Source organism: Bifidobacterium apis, from assembly GCF_036986835.1.
GTDB lineage: Bacteria > Actinomycetota > Actinomycetes > Actinomycetales > Bifidobacteriaceae > Bombiscardovia > Bombiscardovia apis_A.
Genome location: NZ_BTXD01000001.1, coordinates 678,409 through 700,459, shown reverse-complemented (window position 1 = coordinate 700,459; position 22,051 = coordinate 678,409). Strand labels below are relative to the sequence as shown.

Here is a 22,051-nt window from a genome sequence, read left to right as displayed (position 1 = left end):
AGTCCCGCAATGCAAACCGGGCTTCTAGGCACCAGGCTCTGCGGCACTCTTTAGAAAGTCCATCAGGGAGTGGTATCGGGACGGTCCCAGATGGTCGAAGGGGTCAGGCAAATCCACCTCGACTCGGTGAGAACCGCCCAGGACCAGGTGACTCCAGTCGCATGACCATGTGCGTGTTCCCCGGTCTGCGGCACGGACGAAGTCGCCACGCAAACGGGCCCGGGTATCCTGTGGAGGCTGAACCATGGCGCGCTGTACCTCGGAATCGTCGATCGGCGAGCGCATGAGTCCATGACTGATCAGGCCGGAGTAGGACCTTCCCGCGCTCAGATCGTGATAGTCCAGGTCCAGCGCCTCGTCCAGATCCCGTCCGGCGCCTCGTCGACTCAGCCCCCGGAGCAGCCGCAGCTTGGCAGCCCAATCCACCCAGTCAGCCAGATCCCGCCAACGTCCCGCATCCAGCGCATCCAAGGCCGCCCTCCAAAGTTGCAGGGCACGCAGAGCCTGGGACCGGTCGATGCCTATATCCTCCTGCTGGTCCACCAAGGCCTTGCAGGCCGACCAATAGGCCTCTTGCAGACCCAGAGCGCTGATGCCGCCGGTCTTCGTGGAATCCTGCAGCTCCAGGGTGACCCGGCCGGTCCGATCCCGGCTGACGGCTCGGACTGCTGTACCGGGATCAGCCAGGGCCCAGTCGGCCAGGTCTGGCCGTCGACCCCGACGGCAGGCCTGCTCGATCAGGTTGAGGACCAGGTGGGTACTGACCATCTTGAACCAAGTGGCCAACGGCGACCGGTTGGTATCCCCTACGATTACATGCAGACGCCGCCATCGTTCAGGATCGGCCAGAGGCTCGTCACGGGTGTTGACCATGGGACGGGCACGGGTGGTGGCCGAGGAGACCGCCTCGTCCAGAAAGTCTGCCCGCTGGCTGAGCTGGAACCCATCCGAACTCAGACGACCCGCCCCGGCGATCAGTTGTCGGGTTACCAGAAAGGGGACCAGACAGGCCCCAATCATGTCCAGGGGGACTCGCCGGTCCAACAGGTAGTTCTCATGACAGCCGAAGGCATGGCCTTGGGCATCCACATTGTTGGCGAAGACGTGAACCTTCACGGGCCTGCCCAGGTCCTCCGCCAAGCGTTTCCCGGCGCGCTCCGCGAGGTCGGTCATGATCCGCTCCCCGGCCAGCACCTGGGTCAGTGCCGTCAGCGGATCGCGCGCCTCCGCCGTGGCATACTCCGGGTGGGAGCCCACATCCAGGTAGAGTCTGGCGCCATTGGGCAGATAGATGTTGGTTGAACCGTGCTTAACAATGAGCGGGCGGAACATGGCCATGGCCACCCTGCCGGCGGCATATGGGGCACTGGCACCGGTCAGGCTCAGTCCATACTCGGTCTCGATGCCGAATATCCTGCGAAAGTCCGAGTCAGTCCCCTGCCCGTCCGCCATGGATCACTGGCCGCCCTTCTGGACGAAGCCCTGCACATACTCCTTGGCATTGGTCTCCAGGGTGGTCTCGATGTCATCCAGGACGGCATCCAGGTCGGACCCAGCCGCCTGGTCCTGTTCATGTGCACCGGTCTGCGGCAGATCCTCTTCCTGCTCCTGCTGCTGCCCGGCTGCCATGCGCCGTCCCTGCTGGGATGCCTCAGCCATGGTCGCTCTCCTTTCCGGAGCGGATCAGCGCCCGCTCAGATACGTATTCAGATCCTCCGCGATGAGTCCGTTGGTGGCCACCACGTCGTTGCTGCCCTCCCAACGCACATGCCCGCCGTCCCAGCGCCAGAGGGTGCCCTTGGCCTCCCGGACCACGACAGCCGCTGCGGAGACGGCAGGGATGTCCCAGGAGTGCAAGGCCGGTTCGAAGTAGGCGTCGTAGCTGCCGTCCGCCACCCGGCACAGGTCCAGCGAGACCGGACCGACGCGCTTGATGTCGGCAGGCTTGCCGGCCATGCGCGAGACGATCTGCAGGACCTTTTCGGACTCGTTGGGGAAGTAGGACATGCCGAAGCTGATCACTGATCCGGTCAGAGTGGTCATCGTGGAGGGGATGATCTTCTCCCGCTTGTCGCCCACGATGGTCCGTCGGATCCTGATGGCGCCCTGGCCCTTGGCGGCCAGATAGGTCAGGCCCAGGACCGGCGCATGCACGATGCCCAGGACCGGCGAAGCGTGGCCCTTCTCGTCCACGGCGAACAGGGAGATGGTCAGCGTCCATTCGGCCATGTTGCGCACATAGTTGACCGGGCCGTCGATGTGGCCCAGGCACCAGTAGCGGCCGCCAGGACGGCGGTTGCCGGCTTCCTCCTCCCAGAAGCCGTCCATGGGGTCCAGGGCGGCGATCTTGGTTCGGCAATAGCGGATCAGACGCGTATCGATGCCCGGCGAGAACTGGGTGCCCTGGCCGATGGCTGAGGTGGAGCGGGGATCGTGGGGGTTGATCTGGTCCTGGAGGGCATGACGGCCGGCCTCCACAGCGATGGTGGCGGCCTGCATGGCCAAATCGCGCAATTCCATACTTCTCTTCTCTTTCAAACGGGTGGTCGAGGCATTGCCGACCGTGGTCCACCGGTGGTCGTCCGGTCGGATATCGGACTGTTTTCTGCGCTATCTGCAGTATATGTCGCGGTCATCCCGGCAGGAAGACCGTGTGTGACCCAGCGGATCGGACAGGTCCACAACCCTGGTCCCAGGCTCCCCATCCGATCCCCGCTCCTCAAGGATGACACGACTCCAGGAGACGGCCCTGACCGCATCAGGGCAACGGTGAAGCAGCTGGGACCGGCACCAGGCCCGGGTCTGCTCAGGCCCCTGGTCCATGGCCCTGGTGATCTGGTCGGAATCGGCCAGTCGCAGAACGGATCCTCTGAGCCGCCAAGGCAGATCACGGCCGGGATCCACCCGTGCCCAGGCCAGGTCCAGGGCCGCCAGACGGGGATCCGACCAGTCCGATATGGACCGACGACGGCGCAGACGCTCCAAGAGCTGCCACTTGAGCAGCCATTCCAACCTGCCTGCCTGGTCATGCATGGCCAGACGGGCCTCGTCGTCGCCCGACCGAACCAGAGCCAGATCCTCAAGCGCCTGGTCCCAGAGTTTCAGAACGCGGTCGTCGGCAGGACCTGGTCTGTCGGCATCCCGTCTGGCCTGGCGGACCGCACCCAGCAGTGCCTTTTGGATGGCAAGCGCATCGGCGAACCCTCCGTTTGCCAAGGCCAGCGGTTTGGTCAAGGTGACATCACGGGAAACCGTGTGCAAGGCCGCCACCGGATCATCCAGCATCCAGCGATCCAACAGTTCATCAACCAGACTTGTCGAATCGCCCTCGGACTCCAGGAGCCCCAGCAGCAGATCGGTGGTCCCCAGCTTGAGGACCAGGGGCGCATCCAGACGGTTGGCATCGCCCACGATCACATGGAGACGGCGGCTGCCCGGCCCGGCGTGTGACTCGTCCCGGGTATTGATGATCGGCCGCCCGAAGGTGGTCTGCAGTCCAATACGGCTGGTCAGATAGTCGGCGCGCTGGCTGAGCTGGAAGCCGGCCCCCTCGCTCCTGGGTCCCATACCCACCCTGCCCGAACCGGTATAGATCTGTCGGGTGACGAAATGAATGGTCATCAGGGCCGCCACCCTGGCGAAGGGCACCACCCTATCCATCAGATAGTTCTCATGGGATCCCCAGGCGGCACCCTTGCCATCCACGTTGTTCTTGTAGAGGGCCAAACCTCCGGCCCTTTCCGCGGCCTGGGCCATCATCCGGTCACCCGCTCGGTCCTGGACCAGAGCATCGAAGGCATTCACCGTTTCCGCAGAGGCATACTCGGGATGGGCGTGATCCACATAAATCCGTGCCCCATTGGCAGCTGCCACATCGATCAGCCGGGCGCCGGGTGCATCAGTGAGCATGCTCGGTGCGGCAGCGGAACGCGGCAGCCGACCTCCCCTGGCGTCATTGACCGGATCCTCGCCACCATAGTCCCAGCGGATGTGAGCCAGGTCCGGCTGGGCAGCGGCCCTTACCAGACGCAGGGCCAGAGCACGTGGATCAGCGCCGGGATCCCCGGGGTCGGCAATGGCATACTCCGTCTCGGTGCCCATGACCCGCCCGGCACTCATGACCGCTCCCCTGGCCCGTCGACCGGGCGAACCTCCTGGACCTGCCCTGGGCGCAGTCCGGCCAGATCGGCCCAACGGTCCGGGTCCTGGCCGCGGAGCTCCTCAAGAGTGTCCTCATACTGCCTGCGGACCGCCCTCTTGCAGAACCCACGGTCAAGACCCACCTGCCGACCCTGTTCGATGGAGGCCTTGACCGCCATGGTCTTGACCCGGTCAACCAGGTTGTGCAGCATAGCGCCGGAGACCACGGACTCCAGGTAGAGGGGCTGCCAGCGGCCCGTGGCATCCATGATCCTGCCCAGCAGGTGGTCATCATCCCGAGCGAAGAGTCCGTCGACCAGTGTTTGGATCAGCTCCTCGGGCCTGGCATCATCCTCCATGGGCATATCAGAACCCAGATACTTGCCCAGGATGGCGGCCGACCTGGTCCTGTCGGGCCGGTCGATGCGGATCTTGACATCGAGTCTCCCCGGGCGCAGAACCGCCGGGTCGAGCATGTCGATCCGGTTGGAGGCGCCGATGACCATGACCTGGTCCAGGGACTCGACACCATCCAGCTCGGTCAGGAACTGGGGGACGATGGTGGTCTCCACATCCGATGAGATGCCCGACCCACGGGTGCGCAGCAGGGCATCCATCTCGTCGATGAAGACCACCACGGGTCCACCCTGGCCTGCCAGGCTGCGGGACCTGGCGAACAGGCGGCGGATCAGACGTTCGGACTCGCCCACGAACTTGTTGAGCACCTCGGGGCCCTTGACCGATAGGAAGACCCCGTGGCCGTCGCTCTCCTGGGCCAGTGCACGGGCCAGGGCCTTGGCGATCATGGTCTTGCCATTGCCTGGCGGTCCGTAGAGCAGGACACCCTTGGGGGCCTGGAGCCCATAACGGCGCATCAGATCGGCATGCTGGAAGGGCAGCTGTACCGCATCACGAATCCGCTCGATCTGCCTGTCCAGACCGCCGATATCCGAGAAGTCCACATCAGGAGTCTCCTCCAGCAGCATGTCGGACTGGTCCGACTCAGGCAGAACAGCCAGGGCCATCCTACAGCTTTCATCCATGAGCAAGGCGCTGCCCGCCTCGATGGGCTGGTCCTGCAGAGAGCCCGCACGTGCAGCGACGCGGGTCTGTCCGGAAGGGTCTTCCACCAGCAGGGCACCGGTTTCCAAGGTCTCCCGCAGCGTGCGGACCTGCCCGGTCACTGGTTGATCGCCCACACGCACCACCACCATATCGGCGTTGAGCAGAACCTCCTGGCCGGCCCTTATCCGTTCGGCACGGATATCAGGTGCCAGAGGAACCACCATCCGCCTGGAACCGTTCAGAATCAGCAGGCGGGCCTGCTGCACCCCCTGGCTGTCATATGCGACGGAATCCACACCCAAGGCCAGGGCGACCGTCAAGGGCGGCTGACCCAGCTGGGCCAACTGGCTCTTGGCCTTGGCCAGTTCCTTGGCAGCCCTGGTCAGCGCCGCAGCCAAGGCCCGGTTGCGCCGATCAGCGGCCTGGTCCCGGTCATTGGCAGGTTCAGCCTGCTCGACATCATCGGACTGCATGGCTTCTCTCCTTCGTCCGTCCCTGGAATCCCCTCTCAGCTTGGACCGCCAGCCGAGCGGAAGAGCTCAGCTGCAGCGGGCCCCGTCTTCCAAGCGAGCGCCACGGGCCCAGTCCATGGCCTTCATGGCACGCTTGCCGGCAGCCTTGACCATCTGCAGCTCCAGAGGCAGGGTCTTGGTGCCCACCCAGAGGTGGCGACGGTCCATGGCCAGCCGACCCGGCTCCAGATGCGAGGGAAGACCGGGCTCATCCCCCTGGGCTGGTGCCGCCCTGAGCACGGTCAGCCCTGTCTGCTTGTCCTGCGGGCCATCGCCTTGCTGATACATGCACCAGGCTCCCGGTTCCGGGCTGCAGGCCCGAACCTGTCGATCCAGGGCAAAGACGGGCACATCGAAACGCATGTGAGCATCCTGGTGCGTGATTTTAGCGGCCACCTGGTAGGCGCCCTGCGTCTGCTCCTTGGGTTGAATCCGACCTTCGGCAAGGGCCTCCAGGCTGGCAGCCAGCAGATGGGACCCATCCTCAGCCAGCCGATCCAGCAGCTCGCCCGAGGTCTCGTGCGGCCCAATCTCCACGGTAGACTGAGCCAGGATGGGCCCCTCATCCATGCCGGCCGTCAGCCGAAAAACCGTGGCGCCGGTGATGGCATCCCCGGCCCAGATGGCCCGCTGCACCGGAGCCGCCCCCCGCCACTGCGGCAGCAAGGAAAAGTGCAGATTGTACCAGCCACCCTCAAAGGCGTCCAGAACCGGCTGACGCAGGATCCGCCCGTAGGCCACGACGGCCGCACAGCTGGCACCCGTATCCTGCAACCGCGCCGGGAAATCCGGATCGGATGGGTCGTCCTCAAGAACAGGGATCCCCAGCTTCAGTGCCTCAGCCTTGACCGGACTGGGATGCAGATGCCTTCCACGCCCCTGGGGGGCGTCGGGTCTGGTGAGCACGGCAGCAACCCGGAAATGCTCCTGATCGGCCGCCAGCAATCTCAGAGATGGCAAGGCGACCTGAGGTGTGCCCGCAAACAGCAATGTCATGACCATATCGGCAATCTCCTTTTCATCCGACGGCTGTGGACCTCCGCGCTTTCACTGCACCTGAGGAATGTTCACCCCGGCCTCGATCAGGGCGGTGCGCAGTCCGTAGGGGTCGCTGAATCGCAGGCTGCGGATGCCGGCCTTGTTGGCGCCGACTACATTCATACCCTTGTCATCCACGAAGAGGGTCCTGCCAGCCTGGATTCCGAACTGATCCAGGGCATAACGGTAGATGGCCGGGTCAGGCTTGCGCATGTGGATGGGCCCGGAGACCACCACCCCGTCCAGCCTATGCAGGAAGGAGTCGCCGTCCCAGGCGTGATGGAAGAGCTCAGCACCCCAGTTGGTCAACCCCCAAACGCCCAGGCCTGCCGCCTTCAGATCCTCCACCAGCATGCGGGCACCAGGCACCGGGCCGGTCAGCGAATCGACGAAGTGATCACAGTAGTAGGCGAACATGGCATCCCAGGGGGACCCGCATTCGGCGGCCACCCAGTCACAGGCCTGGGCACAGGTGGCTCCGCCGTCCATCATGTTGTTGGCCCGGTAGAAGCCGGAACGGTTGTCGTCCAGCATGGCTTCGATGCTGCTGCGCCCGTATCGGGCCACCATGGCCATCTCAGGCTGCCAACGAATCAGGACGTTGCCGAAGTCGAAGATGACCTGTTCAATGGGCTGACCCTGGGCCTGAGCCGCTTGCCGCCCAGCCTGGATCACATCTGCCTCAACCTGGATCTCGCCCGGCCAGCCCTTCATGACGCTCCGCCTTTCCTGAATTCGTTCATATACGCCTTTGCCTGCGTCCCCTCATGAAACCACGCCGCATAGACCCCCTGCGTATCCACCTGGATCGCCAATCAGGTCAGATCCTTGGGATCCATCCGGAAGCGCAGCTCTCCTCGCCCGCGACCGGCCACATACTTGGCCTGAGCCTGCTTGAGATCGTCAGCCAGCTTGTCCCGGCGGCTGGTGGGCACCCGAACCAGGGCTCGGACCCTGTCCTGGGTTCCCTCCAGATAGCCGGCTTTCAGCGTGGACGGTGCCGGTATGGGCACAGGCCCAAGCAAGGCAGGAACTGGCTCAGGGCCGGCATCCGTCACAGCCTCCTGACCCGGCGCAATCCCGACGGCGTCCAACATCCAGACAACGGCCTCCCTTTCGCCCCAGATTGCAGCCATGCCGACAGCAGGGGGCATGGCAGTCAACCGGCGGTCCTCCAGATCGGCGGCGGCCAACACCGGCCCCTGCCAGGTCATCAGCGCCTGGGCCAGCTGGGGATCGCACTCCCCCAGCAGGAGCACCTGACCTCCTTGGGCCCGGGGGCGACAGAAGGAGGCCACGCGCATCCAGGCTCCCAGAGTGTCCATACGTGCATCGACGCCAGGGGCATACAGGCTGGTCCAGGCATCCAGAATTGCCACCGCACGGTATCCTCGCGACAGCCTGGGCAGATTCGGATCGCCAGTGTCTTTATTGTTGCCATCAACGCCCGAACCAACCACCCTGGGCTCGGCGCCCGGGGTGGCGATGACCAGACTGGGACGATCCTGTACACGCTCGACCACCCCACGGGGCTGGCTGGGCGAAGAGATGACGATGGGCACATTTCTGAAGAGCATGCGCAGCTCCTGGGCCGTCCCAGCGGCGCCTACCCTGACCACCCGAAGCCGTGAACCCCCACAATCCGGGCAGGACCAGTCCGTAGCCGCAGCACCACACCAGGCGCAGCGGGGCGCGCCAGACCGCCTGGCCCGCAGGGGTCCGGTGCAACGCGGGCAACGAGCCTGATGATGGCAGCGAGCGCAGCTCAGGCTCTCGAAGATGCCGTCCTGCGGGATGGACAGCAGAACCGGGCCACGCTCCAGGGCTTTGTTGATAACGGCGACGGCGGTATGAGGAACCCGGGCGCCAATGGTCGGGTCGGCCAGATGACTCAGTTCCTCCCGGTTCAGCCAGCGGATCCAGGGCAGCAGTGTCGTCACCGCAGACCGGTCAAGGGTCAAGGCGGTACCTGGACCTGCCACGCCAGAATCCGATTCGGTGGCCTCGGGCAGACTCTCCCAGTGGGAACGCACGCTTCTGGCTCGGGCCATGGCCAGGAAGACGCCGCCGTGGGCACGTGCCCGCAGCCTCAGCACTCCCCGGGCGTTGGCGTAGGGCATCATCCCGTCGGCGTACTGATAGCTGGCATCGTCCATCAGGGCGAAGAGGGCTGGACCCTCCACCGGGGCGTACATGGCAGCCCGCAGTCCTATGGCGCAACGGACCTGACCGGAGGCCAGAGCAAGGTAGGCCCTGTACCGCTCGGCAGGAGCCATACCGCTGTCCAGAACGGCGAAATCTCCGGACCAGCCGCGGGCCTCCTGTTGGCCAGGACCTGCTGTGACAGAAGGGCCGAAGGGACGCAACCCAAGTTGCTGGAGGACTGCGGACAGGTGGACCACCTGACGGGTGCCCGGCAGCACCATAACCGCCGATCTGCCGGCCAGCAGGGCGGCTATCAGCACCCTGGCAGCCAGTAGGGCGGCCTGGTCCATGCCAGGCAGAATGTCAGCCAAAAAGGAGGCGAAGGCATCGTCTTCCAGCGATTGGTCCAGATTCTCCAACCCCTGATAGCCCGGATCAAGCCTTTGTTTCAGGTCCTTGTGTCGCTGGGCCAGCCCGGCCACCCAGGCGGGGTCGGAAGCCAATCGGGGCTGACCGGGAACCAGCTGCTGCTCCTTGTCAATGCGCGCCACTCGAGGGGGAAGGGCCAGCCGCAGAATATTGGCCTCGGTGCCCCCATAGGCGCCGGCGATGGCAGTGATGTCCGCGCGCAGGGAAGGTGAAATCAGGCTGCGATCCAGCACCACCCGCTCCAGGAAACGCAGGGAGGCACGGGGAACCTGGCTGTCTGCCACACGTTCCCAGATGATGCCGTTGACCCTGCGCGCCCCGAACCGGACGCGAACCAGGCATCCCGGCTGTGCATGATCGTCCTGGTCGGCATCCACCAGATAATCGAATGTCCCGCCCAGATGGGTGGCCTGCACGTCCAGCACAACCCGTGCCACAGGGAGTCCATCGGCCGGTCGGCGCGGAGGCTTCCTTCGACTGCTGTTCGAACGACGGCGTGGGGCAAGGCCATCCAGGGCGGGCTGACTGACGGCCTGCGAATCCATGGATGCTCCCCTCGCTTTCACAATTAAGAGAACCACGGCGGATTCCCCCCGTCGATGACCTGGAAACCCGCCGTGGCTCTTGACGAACAGCTACTACCTGGTCATGCCGATGGCGGCCTTGAGCTCGCCCACCTTGTCCACCTGCTCCCAGGTGAAATCCGGGTCCTCCCGGCCGAAGTGCCCATAGGCTGCAGTCTTGGCATAGATGGGTCTCAACAGATCCAGCTCATCGATGATGGCAGCAGGCCGCAGGTCGAAGACCTCGCGCACGGCCTCCTGGATCTGCTCGCGGCTGACCCCCTGCTCGGTGCCATAGGTCTCCACGTTGACGCTGACCGGATCGGCCACGCCAATGGCATAGGCCACCTGGACCTCGACCTTGTGCGCCAGTCCAGCGGCCACGATGTTCTTGGCCACCCAACGCGCAGCGTAGGCAGCGGACCGGTCGACCTTGCTGGGATCCTTGCCGGAGAAGGCGCCGCCTCCATGATGGGCCGCACCGCCATAGGTGTCCACGATGATCTTGCGTCCGGTCAGTCCTGCGTCAGCCGCTGGTCCGCCCAGAATAAAGGAGCCGGTCGGATTGACCAGCACCCGGTAGCCCTGGTGCTCGACGGCCTTGCCACAGACGCGATCCAGAACGGGCGTGATGACATGCTCCATCAACTGCTCCTGCAGCCAGTCATGCCCCACCTCGGGATCATGCTGGGTGGAGATGAGGACCGTGTCCACGCGGCGGGGGCGGTCATCCTGATCGTATTCGATGGTGACCTGGGTCTTGCCGTCGGGGCGCAAATGAGGGATGATCCCCTCCTTGCGCACCTGTGCCAGCCGGAAGGCCAGCTGGTGGGCCAGATAGATGGGCAGGGGCATGAGCGTATCGGTTTCATCGCAGGCGTAGCCGAACATGACGCCCTGGTCGCCGGCCCCCTGGGACTGGTAGCGCTCCTCGCGGGTGGCGGCGCTCTCCTGGCTGGCCGACAGCCGTTCCACACCCTGGTTGATTTCCTTGCTCTGCTCGCTCAGAGCCACGGTCACGCCGCAGGAATCTGCGTCCAGTCCAATATCGGATGAGGTGTAGCCGATCCTGCGCAGCACCGACCGGACCTGGGACTGAATATCCGTGTAGCCCTGTGATGAGACCTCTCCGAAGACGAAGAAGAGGCCAGTGGCCGCCGAGGTCTCCACAGCCACATGCGAATGCGGATCCTGGGCGATAAGATCGTCCAGGATGGCATCGGAAATCTGGTCGCAGACCTTGTCTGGATGGCCCTCGGTCACTGATTCAGCCGAAATCAGCCGTCGCTCTGTCATTTCATTCACCTTTGTCTAGAAACCGTCACTGCCCGAGAACCCTGCAATGAGAGTCGAAGGCTCAGTTGCCTTCGCTCAGATCGTCCTCGCCCAGGGTCTCCTCAAGCAGGCCCTCATTGATCTCACGGAAGGCGATGGACAGGGGTTTCTCCTGGTTCTGGTACTCGACCAGCGGGCCGACGTTCTGCAGCAGGCCCTCATTGAGCTGAGTGAAATAGGAATTGATCTGACGGGCCCGCTTGGCCGCGAAAATAGAGAGTGCATACTTCGAATCGGCGTGCTTCATGAGGTCGTCGATGGGAGGATTCGCAAATCCCTGCGGATGGGGCTCGGTACCGAATGCCATAAGATGTTTCTCCAATTCAACTGGATGAACCATTCATTCAATCTGAATGATTTTACCGCCCGGGCTCGATTTTAGCCTCGGATGCTTCTCTGCCGGAAAAAGCAGGGCGAAAAGGCCGAGAATTCCAACATGTGGTCATGACCAACCCGTCGATGCCCGCAATCACTTGAATAAAACTATGCAGATGCGATCAGCCAAGTTGATGAAGGAACGAGAGTTCGCGGGCGCCCGTGCTCTCTATCGTGCCGCTGGCGTCAAGGGTGAGGACTTCGGCAAGCCCATCGTGGCCATCGCCAATTCCTTCTCCGAGTTCGTGCCCGGCCACGTCCACCTGAACAAGGTGGGGCGTCTGGTCTCCAAGGCCGTCAAGGAAGCGGGAGGCATCCCCCGCGAGTTCAACACCATCGCCGTGGACGACGGCATCGCCATGGGTCATACCGGCATGCTCTACTCTTTGCCCAGCCGTGACCTGATAGCGGATGCCGTGGAGTACTCGGTCAACGCCCACTGCGCCGATGCCCTGATCTGCATTTCCAACTGTGACAAGATCACCCCCGGCATGCTCATGGCCGCTCTGCGTCTGAACATCCCAACGGTCTTCGTCTCCGGCGGCCCCATGGAGGCCGGACGTACCGTCATGCCCGACGGGACGGTTCAAGAGAGCACCGATTTGATCGACGTCATGTACGCCTCGGCGGATGACAGCATCGATGATGCGGGTCTGCTGGCCCTGGAGAAGACGGTCTGCCCAACCTGTGGTTCCTGCGCTGGCATGTTCACCGCCAATTCCATGAACTGCCTGACCGAGGCCATGGGTCTGGCCCTGCCCGGAAACGGCACCACCCTGGCCTCGCACACAGCGCGGAAGATGCTCTTCGAGCGGGCCGGCAAGCTGGTTGTCGAGATTGCCAACCGGTACTACCAGGATGACGACGACTCGGTCCTGCCGCGTTCCATCGCCACCAAGAAGGCCTTCGAAAACGCCATGACCATGGATGTGGCCATGGGCGGATCGACCAACACCGTCCTGCATATCCTCGCCGCCGCACAGTCTGCGGATGTGGACTTCACCCTGGACGACATCGAGCGTATCTCCCACACGGTCCCCTGCATCTGCAAGGCCTCTCCCTCCGGAGACTGGGAGATATCCGACGTCCACCGGGCCGGTGGCATCTGCGGCATCCTGGGCGAGCTGGACCGTGGCGGGGTCCTTCACCAGGACACGCATTCCATCGACTACCCGGACCTGGAGTCCAAGCTCAACGACTGGGACATCATGCGACCCACCTGCCTGGACGAGGCCAAGGAACTCTATCACGCAGCTCCTGGACACATCACCTCGCCCGAGCCCTTCAACCAGTCCAAGGAGTGGGAGGACCTGGACACCGACCGCGTCAACGGCGCCATTCACGACCTGGATCACCCGGCCGTCTCCGAAGGCGGCCTGGCCATACTGCGAGGCAATCTGGCCCCCGATGGGTGCGTGGTCAAGACCGCAGGCGTGCCCAAGGAAATCTGGAACTTCCGCGGACCGGCCCTGGTGGTCGAATCGCAAGAACAGGCCGTGGAGGTCATACTCAACGGCACCCTGCACAAGGGTCAGGCCCTGGTCATCCGTTACGAGGGACCCAAGGGCGGACCAGGCATGCAGGAGATGCTCTACCCCACCTCATTCGTCAAGGGCAAGGGCATCGGCAAGGATGTGGCCCTGCTGACCGACGGCCGCTACTCCGGCGGCTCATCAGGCCTGGCCATCGGCCATATCGCTCCTGAAGCAGCCAACAAGGGCCCAATCGCCCTGATCCGCAACGGCGACATGATCCGCATCGATATCCCCAACCGGCGTGTAGACGTCGAGCTGAGCGATGAGGAACTCGCCCAGCGCCGCGCAGAGCTGGAGGCCGGCGAGGGATATGTAGCCCACAGGGACCGCAAGGTCTCCCTGGCGCTGAAGGCCTACGCCGCCTTCGCCCGCTCGGCAGACAAGGGCGCCACCCGCGACCCGGATCTGATCAACCAACTGTCAGGTCTGGACTGATAAACCAAAATCCCCCGATCGGGCTCCCACTCGATTGGGGGATTTTTCAACTCTTCTGAAGTAAAGTCCAGGTGTTCAGAGACCGTATTCCTTGGCGATTACCTCCCAGAGCGCCTGGGCTGCCTTATCCACGCTGTCGTTGACTATGACCCGGTCGAACTGATTCTCTGAGGCCAGCTCCACCTTGGCAGTCTCCAGCCTGCGGGCCCGCTGTTCCTCATTTTCGGTCCCCCGCATGTTCAGCCTGGTAACCAGGTCCTGGAATGAGGGCGGTGCCAGGAATACGTAGAACACTTCCAGGCCCAGCTCCCCTGCGCGTTGGCGGACACGATGCGCCCCCTGCAGATCAATTTCCAAAATCGTGGGCACCCCCTCCGCCAGATGATCCAGAACCGGCTGCAGCGGGGTGCCGTAGTGGGACATGCCATGGACCAGCGCTGTCTCCAGAAATTCTCCGGCGGCCTCCCTGCGGGCAAACTCCTGCTCATCCATGAACCAGTAGGTGATGCCGTCCTTTTCGCCCGGACGCGGCGCCCGGGTGGTGGCCGAGACGGAGACCCAGACTTCCGGGTGGGCATGGCGTAGGGCCGCCTCCACAGTGCCCTTGCCTACGGCCGTGGGCCCCGTCAGCACGATCAGCCGGCCGCCCGCCTTCCTTGGACCTCCGGTCTGTTCTCCCGAAGAATCCTGAATCGACATGTCGGCACCGTTGATCGCTGACACGGCCACTTCCTTTCCTAAGGGTCATCCTCCGGCATATATGGACCGGAACATGGGTCAATCATATAGCCAGTACCTACCTGGCCTTCTCCAACTCCAGCAGCCGGTCCGCATGTTCCTGGATGCTCATGACCTCGTAGTCGTCCTTTTTGACCACGTCAATGGCCATCAGGGCGGCTGAGAACTCGGTGATGGTGGTGAACTGTGGCAAATCGGCGGCTATGGCGGCCACGCGGATCAGATAGCCGTCAGAACGAGAGCCCCTGGAGCTGGGCGTGTTGAGGATCATGTCGATGGACCCATCCTCAATAAGCTGGACGGGATTGCGGCCCATGTGTCTGACCCCGTCGGCATCCGTGAAGGCCCGACCCTGTTCTTCGCCATCGCTAATCTTGTCGACAACGGCCACATCGAAGCCATACCGGCGCAGGACTGAAGCCGTGCCACTGGTGGCGCAGATGCTGAAGCCCTGCTCCAGCAGACGGGCGGCCAGCATGGGCAGCTGGCGCTTGTCCGAATCATTGACCGACAGGAAGGCGACCCCACCAGTGGGCAATCCTCCCTGGTAGGCGGCCAGCTGGCTCTTTGCGAAGGCGTGCGGAAAGTCCCGATCGAAGCCCATGACCTCCCCGGTGGAACGCATCTCCGGTCCCAACAGGATGTCCACGGTCCGACCCACCGGAGTGCGGAAGCGTTTGAAGGGCAGGACGGACTCCTTGACTGCCACAGGCTGGCCGACACGGACCATGCCACCGTCGCCGACGGGCAGGAGCAGACCATTGGCTCGTTGCTGGGCGATGGACTCCCCCACCATGATCCGCGCCGCAGCCTTGGCCAGTGCCGTACCCGTGGCCTTTGAGGCGAAGGGAACGGTCCTGGATGCGCGGGGATTGGCCTCGATCACATAGAGGGTGTTGGCCATGAAGGCATACTGAACATTGATCAGTCCTTGGACCCCGCAACCTTGGGCTATAGCCAGGGTGGCCTGCCGCAGCCGGTTGATCTGGTCGTCGGAGAGGGTTGAAGGCGGCAGGGTGCAGGCGGCATCGCCGGAGTGGACCCCGGCCTCCTCCACATGCTCCATGATGCCGCCGATGTAGAGCTCCTGCCCGTCATAGAGGGCATCCACGTCTATTTCGATGGCATCCTGGAGGAACTTGTCAATCAGCAGGGGCGAGGGCAGGCGGCCGGAGACCACGGTATCGGCCTTGGCCTCATCCAGGGCGCGATCCACGTAGGTGGCCAGCTGCTGGTCATCGTAGACAATCTCCATGCCTCGTCCGCCCAGCACGTAGGAGGGCCTGACCAGAACCGGATAGCCGATGGCATGGGCCGCCTCCCTGGCCTCATCCAAAGAAAGAGCGGTGCCGTACCGTGGAGCGTTGAGGTGCTCCTTGCTGAGTACCTGCCCGAAGAGCTCGCGGTTCTCGGCCAGGTCGATGGACTCGGGGCTGGTGCCAAGGATGGGCACCCCGGCCGCCTTGAGCCTGGCCGCCAGGGACAGGGGGGTCTGACCGCCCAGCTGGACGATGACACCCTTGACCGGTCCCATGGCCTTCTCGGCCCGGTAGATCTCCAGAACGTCCTCGAAGGTCAGCGGCTCGAAGTAGAGCCTGTCCGACATGTCATAGTCGGTGGAGACCGTCTCGGGATTGCAGTTGACCATGATGGTGTCATAGTCCTTGCCCAGCTCCTGGACGGCGTGCACGCAGGTGTAGTCGAACTCGACCCCCTGGCCGATCCGGTTGGGGCCCGAACCCAGGATGATGACCGCCTCGCGCTGACGGGGTCGCAGCTCGGACTCGTCGGCGTAGCAGGAGTAGTAGTAGGGTGTGACCGCATCGAACTCGGCTGCGCAGGTGTCCACAGTCTTGTAGACAGGATGAAGACCGAAGGCCCAGCGCAGCTCCCTGACAACCGCCTCACCCTGGTCGCCCATGCCGCGCAGGTGGGCGATCTGCAGGTCGCTCAGTCCTGATTGCTTGGCCCGGCGCAGCAGGTCCTCGTCCAGGACCTCGGACTGGCGCACCTGAAGGGCCAGCTCGTTGATCATGCTGATCTGCTCCAGGAACCAGGGGTCGATCCTGGTGGCCTGGTGGACCTGCTCCACGGTGGCCCCTCCCCAGAAGGCCCGCTGAATCTGCAGGTAGCGATGCTCGGTGGGAGTATGCATGGCCTCCAGCAGCTGGTCGGTCTCGGCCTGGTCGGGCCGGGGGCCATCCCAGGAGAAGGTCATGTGCCGCTTGTCGATGGAGCGCATGGCCTTGCCCAGGGATTCGCGGAAGTTGCCGGCCAGGGCCATGGCCTCACCCACGGACTTCATCGAGGTGGTCAGGGTCGTATCCGCCCCGGGGAACTTCTCGAAGGTGAAACGCGGAATCTTGGTGACCACGTAGTCGATGGTCGGCTCGAAGGAGGCAGGGGTTGAACGGGTGATGTCGTTCTCGATCTCATCCAAGGTGTATCCCAGGGCCAGCTTGACCGCAATCTTGGCGATGGGGAAGCCGGTGGCCTTGGAAGCCAGGGCCGAAGACCGCGAAACACGTGGATTCATTTCAATGACGATGATCCGGCCGTTCTTGGGGTTGACAGCGAACTGGATGTTGCAGCCGCCCGTATCCACCCCCACGCCTCGGATGATGGCGATCCCGATGTCGCGCATGCGCTGATATTCCCGGTCGGTCAGGGTGAAGACCGGTGCCACGGTGATGGAGTCTCCGGTGTGCACGCCGACCGGGTCCACATTCTCGATGGGGCAGACCACAACCACATTGTCCAGGCGGTCACGCATGAGCTCCAGCTCATACTCCTTCCACCCCTCGATGCCCTCCTCCAGAAGGATCTCGTCGGTGGGCGAATAATGGATGCCCGCACCGGCGATCCGCCGCAGCTCCTCACGATCATGGGCGATCCCAGAGCCCAGGCCGCCCATGGTGAAGGAGGGACGAACAACCAGGGGGTAGCCCAATTCGCCGGCTACTGCTTCGGCATCATCCAGACTGTGGGCGATGCGGGACCTGGCCGACTCGGCACCGGCCTGGTCCACCACCTGTTTGAAGAGCTCACGGTCCTCTCCCCTGTCGATGGCCTCCAGCGAAGCGCCGATCAGCTCAACCCCGTAGCGCTCCAGCACGCCGGCCTTGCCCAGCTCCACGGCGGCATTCAGCGCAGTCTGGCCACCCAGGGTGGGCAGCAGCGCATCCGGCCGTTCCTTGGCTATGATCCGCTCCAGGAAAGGCAGGGCGATGGGCTCGATGTAGGTGGCATCGGCCATCTCGGGGTCCGTCATGATGGTGGCGGGATTGGAGTTGACCAAAATGACGCGAATCCCCTCTTCACGCAGCACCCGGCAGGCCTGGGTCCCCGAATAGTCGAACTCGGCCGCCTGCCCGATGACGATGGGTCCCGAGCCGATGACCATGACCGAATGGATGTCCTGCCGCTTAGGCATGTGCCTTCCCTTCCTTGGCGTCCTGCATCAAAGTGACGAACCTGTCGAACAGGTAGGAGGCATCATGCGGACCAGCCGCCGCCTCCGGATGATATTGAACGGAGAAGGCCGGAATGTCGAGGCACTCCAGACCCTCGACCACTTCGTCGTTGAGATCGATATGAGAGACCCGGACACGACCATAGCGGCCTTCACCATAGGGTGATGGCACTGGGTCCCCCTTGGGCGCCTTGACTGCGAATCCGTGATTATGGGCGGTGATCTCCACCTTACCGGTGCTCAAATCCATGACCGGCTGATTGATGCCGCGATGTCCGAACTTAAGCTTGTAGGTCTCAAAGCCCAGGGCACAGCCCAGAAGCTGGTTGCCCAGGCAGATGCCGAAGAAGGGCAGCCTTGCATCAAGCACCTGACGCAGGAGGGCCACCTCATGGTCGGCCGTAGAGGGGTCGCCGGGACCGTTTGAGAAGAAGACACCATCCGGATTGAGCGAGCGAATGGTTTCCATGGTGGTGCCCACGGGCAGCAGGTGGACCCGACATCCGCGCTCGGCCAGCCGATGAGGGGTCATGGCCTTGATGCCAAGGTCTACAGCGGCCACCGTGCAGAGCGGCTCCCTGTCCTGGTATTGACCGCAGGGCTCCACCGTGTAGGGGTGGTCGGTACTGACCTCGCCGGTCAGGTGGGAGCCGCCCATGGTCGGTGCCTGTCTGACTCGTTCCAAGAGACTCTGGACGCTGGCATCATCCAGGGCCGATCCAGAAAAAATACCGGCCCGCATGACGCCCGCTGAACGCAGGTGCCGCACGAGCCGGCGAGTGTCTATGCCGCTGATGCCGACGATGCCTTGATCGATCATCTCCCCTTGGAGACCACCTGTAGCCCGCCAATTACTGAAAGTGGGACTGGGTTCCCGGACCACATATCCGGCCACCCATATCCGTGACGACTCACCGTCCTCCCCGTTGACACCGGTATTGCCGATATGCGGAAATGTCTGGACTACAATCTGTCTGTCATAGCTGGGATCGGTCAGGGTCTCCTGGTATCCGGTCATCCCCGTGGCGAATACGACCTCACCGATAGTGCCGCCCAGTGCCCCGAAGGCCTTTCCCTCATAGACCTGGCCGTCCTCCAGAAGAAGGATGGCGGAATCGGAGAAACGACGATCGGAGGCGATGGCGTTGGTGTCCTTCAGGTTCACCGAACCCCCTTGTTTGCCGTGGATATTCGCACCCATATTAATGACCCCCATGGATTACGCCGAACGGGTTGTTCATAGGATGGTTGAGTAAAGCTTGTCGCAAGCCCAACTGATCTCCCGGCCTGAATATGGCAAAAGGCCGACCCGATGCCCTGACAGCCAGCGGACATCGGTCGGCCTTTCCCCGGGACATTGCTCAGTCGCCTGACGGGCGATTCGTATCCGGGGCCAGTTCCTCCGGCAGGGTCAGTTTCAGCTGGTCCAGACTGAGGGCGGACTGATCGGAACCCCCATCTTCATGTCTACTCGTTGCCGATTCCGAATCGCTGTCAGCATGGGCATCCTCAGAGGAGACAGACTCTGAGGAGACAGACTCTGCGGATGCGACCTCCGCTTTTGCCTTATCGGATTCATCATCCGAAACGTCCGCATCGGCCTCGGCATCAGCCAAGGCAGCGATCCGATCGGCTTGTTCACGACGAGCCTGATGCTCATCCTTCTCCTGCTCCAGGGCGCTGAGAACGCCGTGAATGAAGGAGGGGGCATCGGCATCCGAGAGGGTCTTGGCCAAGGACAGGGCCTCATCGATGGCCACCTTGTCCGGAACGTCAGGGTTGTAGAGCATCTCCCAGGCGGCGATACGCAGAATGTTGCGATCGATGGCGTGCATGCGGCTCAGCGGCCACCGGGTTGAGTGGGTCTGCAGGGCATCGTCGATGTCTCGACGGTGCTCAGCTACACCCTCAACGATGGTCACGGCGTAGGCGGGCAGAGGTGTCTGTGCCCCTGGCCTAGCCTTGCGCTCCTCCAGCAGGGAGAGGAAATCCTGGCTCTTCTCATCGGCCTCATACAGGGTGTTCAAGGCCCGCTTGCGGGCTGTGGAACGTGCCATGGATGTGTGGTTTCCGCCTTGCTCAGTTCTCGCGGCCCAGGTAGGAGCCGTCGCGGGTGTCCACCTTGACCTTCTCACCCTCGCCTACGAAGAGGGGAACCTGAATCTCGGCCCCGGTCTCCACAGTGGCGGGCTTGGTTCCGGCGTTGGAGCGGTTGCCCTGGACGCCGGGCTCGGTTTCAGTCACGGTCAGCACCACGGATGCAGGCAGCTCCACGGACAGGGGGTTGCCGTCATGGAAGCTGATGATGCAGTCGGTGCCCTCAAGCAGGAAGCGCTCCTGATCGCCGACCAGGGCCTCGGGGATGTTGACCTGCTCGTAGGTGTTCATATCCATGAAGACGAAAGAGTCGCCATCCCGGTATGAGTACTGCATGGTCCTATTGTCGACGGTCTCGAAGTCCATCTTCATGCCCGCATTGAAGGTGCGGTCCACGATCTTGCCCGAGAGGACGTCCTTGATGGTCGTGCGCACAAAGGCCGGCCCCTTGCCCGGCTTGACGTGCTGGAACTTGATGACGGTCCAAAGCTTGCCGTCCAGGTTGATGACCGATCCGTTCTTGATGTCGTTGGAAGTCTGTGCCACCTTGATACCACCTCATTCTGATGAACGTTCCTTCGGAGGGCTCCTGGCCATCTGCCGAAAGCACCGGGCCACACAGGATCCGGCCCGCTCGCGATAAATCCTCGCCTATTATGCCACGGCGCATGAACACCGCGGCTGGTCCGGCGGCGAAGTCTGCCGGATATGGGCGGGGCCCGGAATCACAGGAAGGATTCCGGGCCCCGTCATCGGATTGTGTCGACAAGCGACAGGCAATCCTACTCGATGATCTTGGTGACTCGACCTGAGCCGACCGTGTGGCCGCCTTCACGAACAGCGAAGGTCAAGCCCTCCTCCATGGCGACGGGCTGGATCAGCTCGACGGAGAAGGTGGCGTGATCGCCGGGCTGAACCATCTCCACGCCCTCGGGCAGGGTGATGACGCCGGTGACGTCGGTGGTGCGGAAGTAGAACTGCGGACGGTAGTTGGAGAAGAACGGCGAGTGGCGGCCACCCTCGTCCTTGGTCAGCACGTAGACCTCGCCCTCGAACTTGTGGTGAGGGGTCACGGTGCCGGGAGCAGCCACGACCTGGCCACGCTCGACGTCCTCACGGCCGATGCCGCGCAGCAGCAGACCGGTGTTGTCACCAGCCTCGGCCTCGTCCATCTGCTTGTGGAAGGTCTCGATGGAGGTGACGGTGGTGGACTGGGTGTCCCGCAGGCCGACGATCTCCACGTTGGTGTTCACGGGCAGCTTGCCGCGCTCGACACGACCGGTCACCACGGTGCCACGGCCGGAGATGGTGAAGACATCTTCGATGGGCATCAGGAAGGGCTTGTCCAGGTCGTGGACCGGGGTGGGGATGTAGTCGTCGACGGCATCCATGAGGTCCTTGATGGTCTGAACCCACTTGTCGTGGTCAGGGGCATCGTCATGCAGGGCGCCGTAGGCGGAGGTGCGGATGACGGGGCAGTCGCGGTCGAAGCCGTTCTCGTCCAGCAGATCGCGGACTTCCTCCTCGACCAGCTCGATCAGCTCTTCGTCGTCGACCATGTCGCACTTGTTCAGGGCGACCAGGATCTTCGGCACGCCGACCTGGCGGGCCAGCAGCACGTGCTCGCGAGTCTGGGCCATGGGGCCGTCGGTGGCGGCGACCACCAGGATGGCGCCATCCATCTGAGCAGCGCCGGTGATCATGTTCTTGACGAAGTCGGCGTGCCCGGGGCAGTCCACGTGGGCGTAATGGCGCTTGGCGGTCTGGTACTCGATGTGCGCGATGTTGATGGTGATGCCGCGCTCCTTCTCCTCAGGAGCAGCGTCGATCTGGGCGAAATCGTACTCGGGGTTGACGTCCGGGTACTCCTCATGCAGCACCTTGGAGATGGCCGCGGTCAGGGTGGTCTTGCCGTGATCGACGTGGCCGATGGTGCCAATGTTAACGTGCGGCTTGGTCCGCTCGTACTTTTCCTTTGCCATTGTGTTTTGTCCTCCTGGACGTCTCGTAGGTTGCCTGCGCGAACCACGCACAGAGCACTCGCTACATATTACTGGGTTATCGGGTTCTTTGCCACTTTTGCCCTCCGCCCAGTCAGCGCTACAAGAGTGTAACGCCGACTTGTGACAGAAGAGCCTTTTTGCAGGGGCCCGCCGTGGCGGCGGACCGGAC

17 protein-coding genes are annotated in these 22,051 nt (G+C 63.4%); 1 reads left to right on the top strand and 16 read right to left on the bottom strand.

The features are described from left to right. Window positions 1-24 precede the first annotated feature (24 nt). The 10 genes from AACP62_RS02925 to rpoZ all read right to left on the bottom strand — a co-directional run bounded on the left by AACP62_RS02925 (window position 25) and on the right by rpoZ (window position 11,534). Window positions 25-1,452: a proteasome accessory factor PafA2 family protein gene (locus AACP62_RS02925; protein WP_339346195.1), complete on the bottom strand. Its 1,428-nt coding sequence runs from the start codon at window positions 1,450-1,452 to the stop codon at window positions 25-27. A gap of 3 nt (window positions 1,453-1,455) precedes the next feature. Next, window positions 1,456-1,629 (bottom strand): ubiquitin-like protein Pup, encoded by a 174-nt coding sequence (locus AACP62_RS02920; RefSeq protein ID WP_415873639.1) that lies wholly within the window; start codon window positions 1,627-1,629, stop codon window positions 1,456-1,458. A gap of 54 nt (window positions 1,630-1,683) precedes the next feature. After that, the gene (locus AACP62_RS02915) at window positions 1,684-2,520 is read right to left on the bottom strand and encodes an inositol monophosphatase family protein (protein ID WP_045935548.1); all 837 of its coding nucleotides are present in this window, start codon (window positions 2,518-2,520) and stop codon (window positions 1,684-1,686) included. Window positions 2,521-2,610: 90 nt separating this feature from the next. After that, complete coding sequence (gene dop, locus AACP62_RS02910) at window positions 2,611-4,119, bottom strand: depupylase/deamidase Dop (RefSeq protein ID WP_339346190.1); 1,509 nt, start codon at window positions 4,117-4,119, stop codon at window positions 2,611-2,613. Continuing rightward, entirely contained in the window at window positions 4,116-5,678 is a 1,563-nt protein-coding gene (gene arc, locus AACP62_RS02905) for a proteasome ATPase (protein ID WP_339346187.1), read from the bottom strand. Before arc ends, dop begins: the two co-directional genes overlap by 4 nt. A gap of 66 nt (window positions 5,679-5,744) precedes the next feature. Continuing rightward, window positions 5,745-6,719 carry a methionyl-tRNA formyltransferase gene (gene fmt, locus AACP62_RS02900; RefSeq protein ID WP_339346185.1) on the bottom strand — a complete coding sequence of 325 codons (975 nt, stop codon included), beginning with the start codon at window positions 6,717-6,719 and terminating at the stop codon, window positions 5,745-5,747. A 45-nt stretch (window positions 6,720-6,764) separates the two neighbouring features. Next, on the bottom strand, window positions 6,765-7,469 hold the full coding sequence (locus tag AACP62_RS02895; protein ID WP_198205525.1) for an HAD family hydrolase: 705 nt from the start codon (window positions 7,467-7,469) through the stop codon (window positions 6,765-6,767). 101 nt (window positions 7,470-7,570) lie between these two features. Beyond that, window positions 7,571-9,874 (bottom strand): primosomal protein N' family DNA-binding protein, encoded by a 2,304-nt coding sequence (locus tag AACP62_RS02890; protein WP_339346183.1) that lies wholly within the window; start codon window positions 9,872-9,874, stop codon window positions 7,571-7,573. Window positions 9,875-9,967: 93 nt separating this feature from the next. Then, a complete protein-coding gene (metK, locus tag AACP62_RS02885) occupies window positions 9,968-11,188 on the bottom strand; it encodes a methionine adenosyltransferase (protein WP_154312560.1) in 1,221 nt (406 codons plus the stop codon). A 61-nt stretch (window positions 11,189-11,249) separates the two neighbouring features. Continuing rightward, window positions 11,250-11,534 (bottom strand): DNA-directed RNA polymerase subunit omega, encoded by a 285-nt coding sequence (gene rpoZ, locus AACP62_RS02880; RefSeq protein WP_015022131.1) that lies wholly within the window; start codon window positions 11,532-11,534, stop codon window positions 11,250-11,252. 178 nt (window positions 11,535-11,712) lie between these two features. Here rpoZ and ilvD point away from each other — a divergent pair, with 178 nt between their 5' ends. Then, on the top strand, window positions 11,713-13,572 hold the full coding sequence (gene ilvD / locus AACP62_RS02875) for a dihydroxy-acid dehydratase (protein WP_045935555.1): 1,860 nt from the start codon (window positions 11,713-11,715) through the stop codon (window positions 13,570-13,572). 75 nt (window positions 13,573-13,647) lie between these two features. Here the strand turns inward: ilvD and gmk are convergent, their stop codons facing one another. The 6 genes from gmk to tuf all read right to left on the bottom strand — a co-directional run bounded on the left by gmk (window position 13,648) and on the right by tuf (window position 21,861). Then, window positions 13,648-14,271, bottom strand: coding sequence for a guanylate kinase (gene gmk / locus AACP62_RS02870; protein WP_198183380.1), 624 nt, complete (start codon window positions 14,269-14,271; stop codon window positions 13,648-13,650). A 97-nt stretch (window positions 14,272-14,368) separates the two neighbouring features. Next, window positions 14,369-17,743, bottom strand: coding sequence for a carbamoyl-phosphate synthase large subunit (carB, locus tag AACP62_RS02865; RefSeq protein WP_339346180.1), 3,375 nt, complete (start codon window positions 17,741-17,743; stop codon window positions 14,369-14,371). After that, a complete protein-coding gene (carA, locus tag AACP62_RS02860; protein WP_339346178.1) occupies window positions 17,736-18,947 on the bottom strand; it encodes a glutamine-hydrolyzing carbamoyl-phosphate synthase small subunit in 1,212 nt (403 codons plus the stop codon). Before carA ends, carB begins: the two co-directional genes overlap by 8 nt. 196 nt (window positions 18,948-19,143) lie before the next feature. Continuing rightward, window positions 19,144-19,839, bottom strand: coding sequence for a transcription antitermination factor NusB (gene nusB / locus AACP62_RS02855; RefSeq protein ID WP_339346175.1), 696 nt, complete (start codon window positions 19,837-19,839; stop codon window positions 19,144-19,146). Between the two features lie 22 nt (window positions 19,840-19,861). After that, on the bottom strand, window positions 19,862-20,425 hold the full coding sequence (gene efp, locus AACP62_RS02850; protein ID WP_101432622.1) for an elongation factor P: 564 nt from the start codon (window positions 20,423-20,425) through the stop codon (window positions 19,862-19,864). Window positions 20,426-20,661: 236 nt separating this feature from the next. Next, window positions 20,662-21,861, bottom strand: coding sequence for an elongation factor Tu (gene tuf, locus AACP62_RS02845; RefSeq protein ID WP_015022138.1), 1,200 nt, complete (start codon window positions 21,859-21,861; stop codon window positions 20,662-20,664). Window positions 21,862-22,051: the final 190 nt, after the last annotated feature.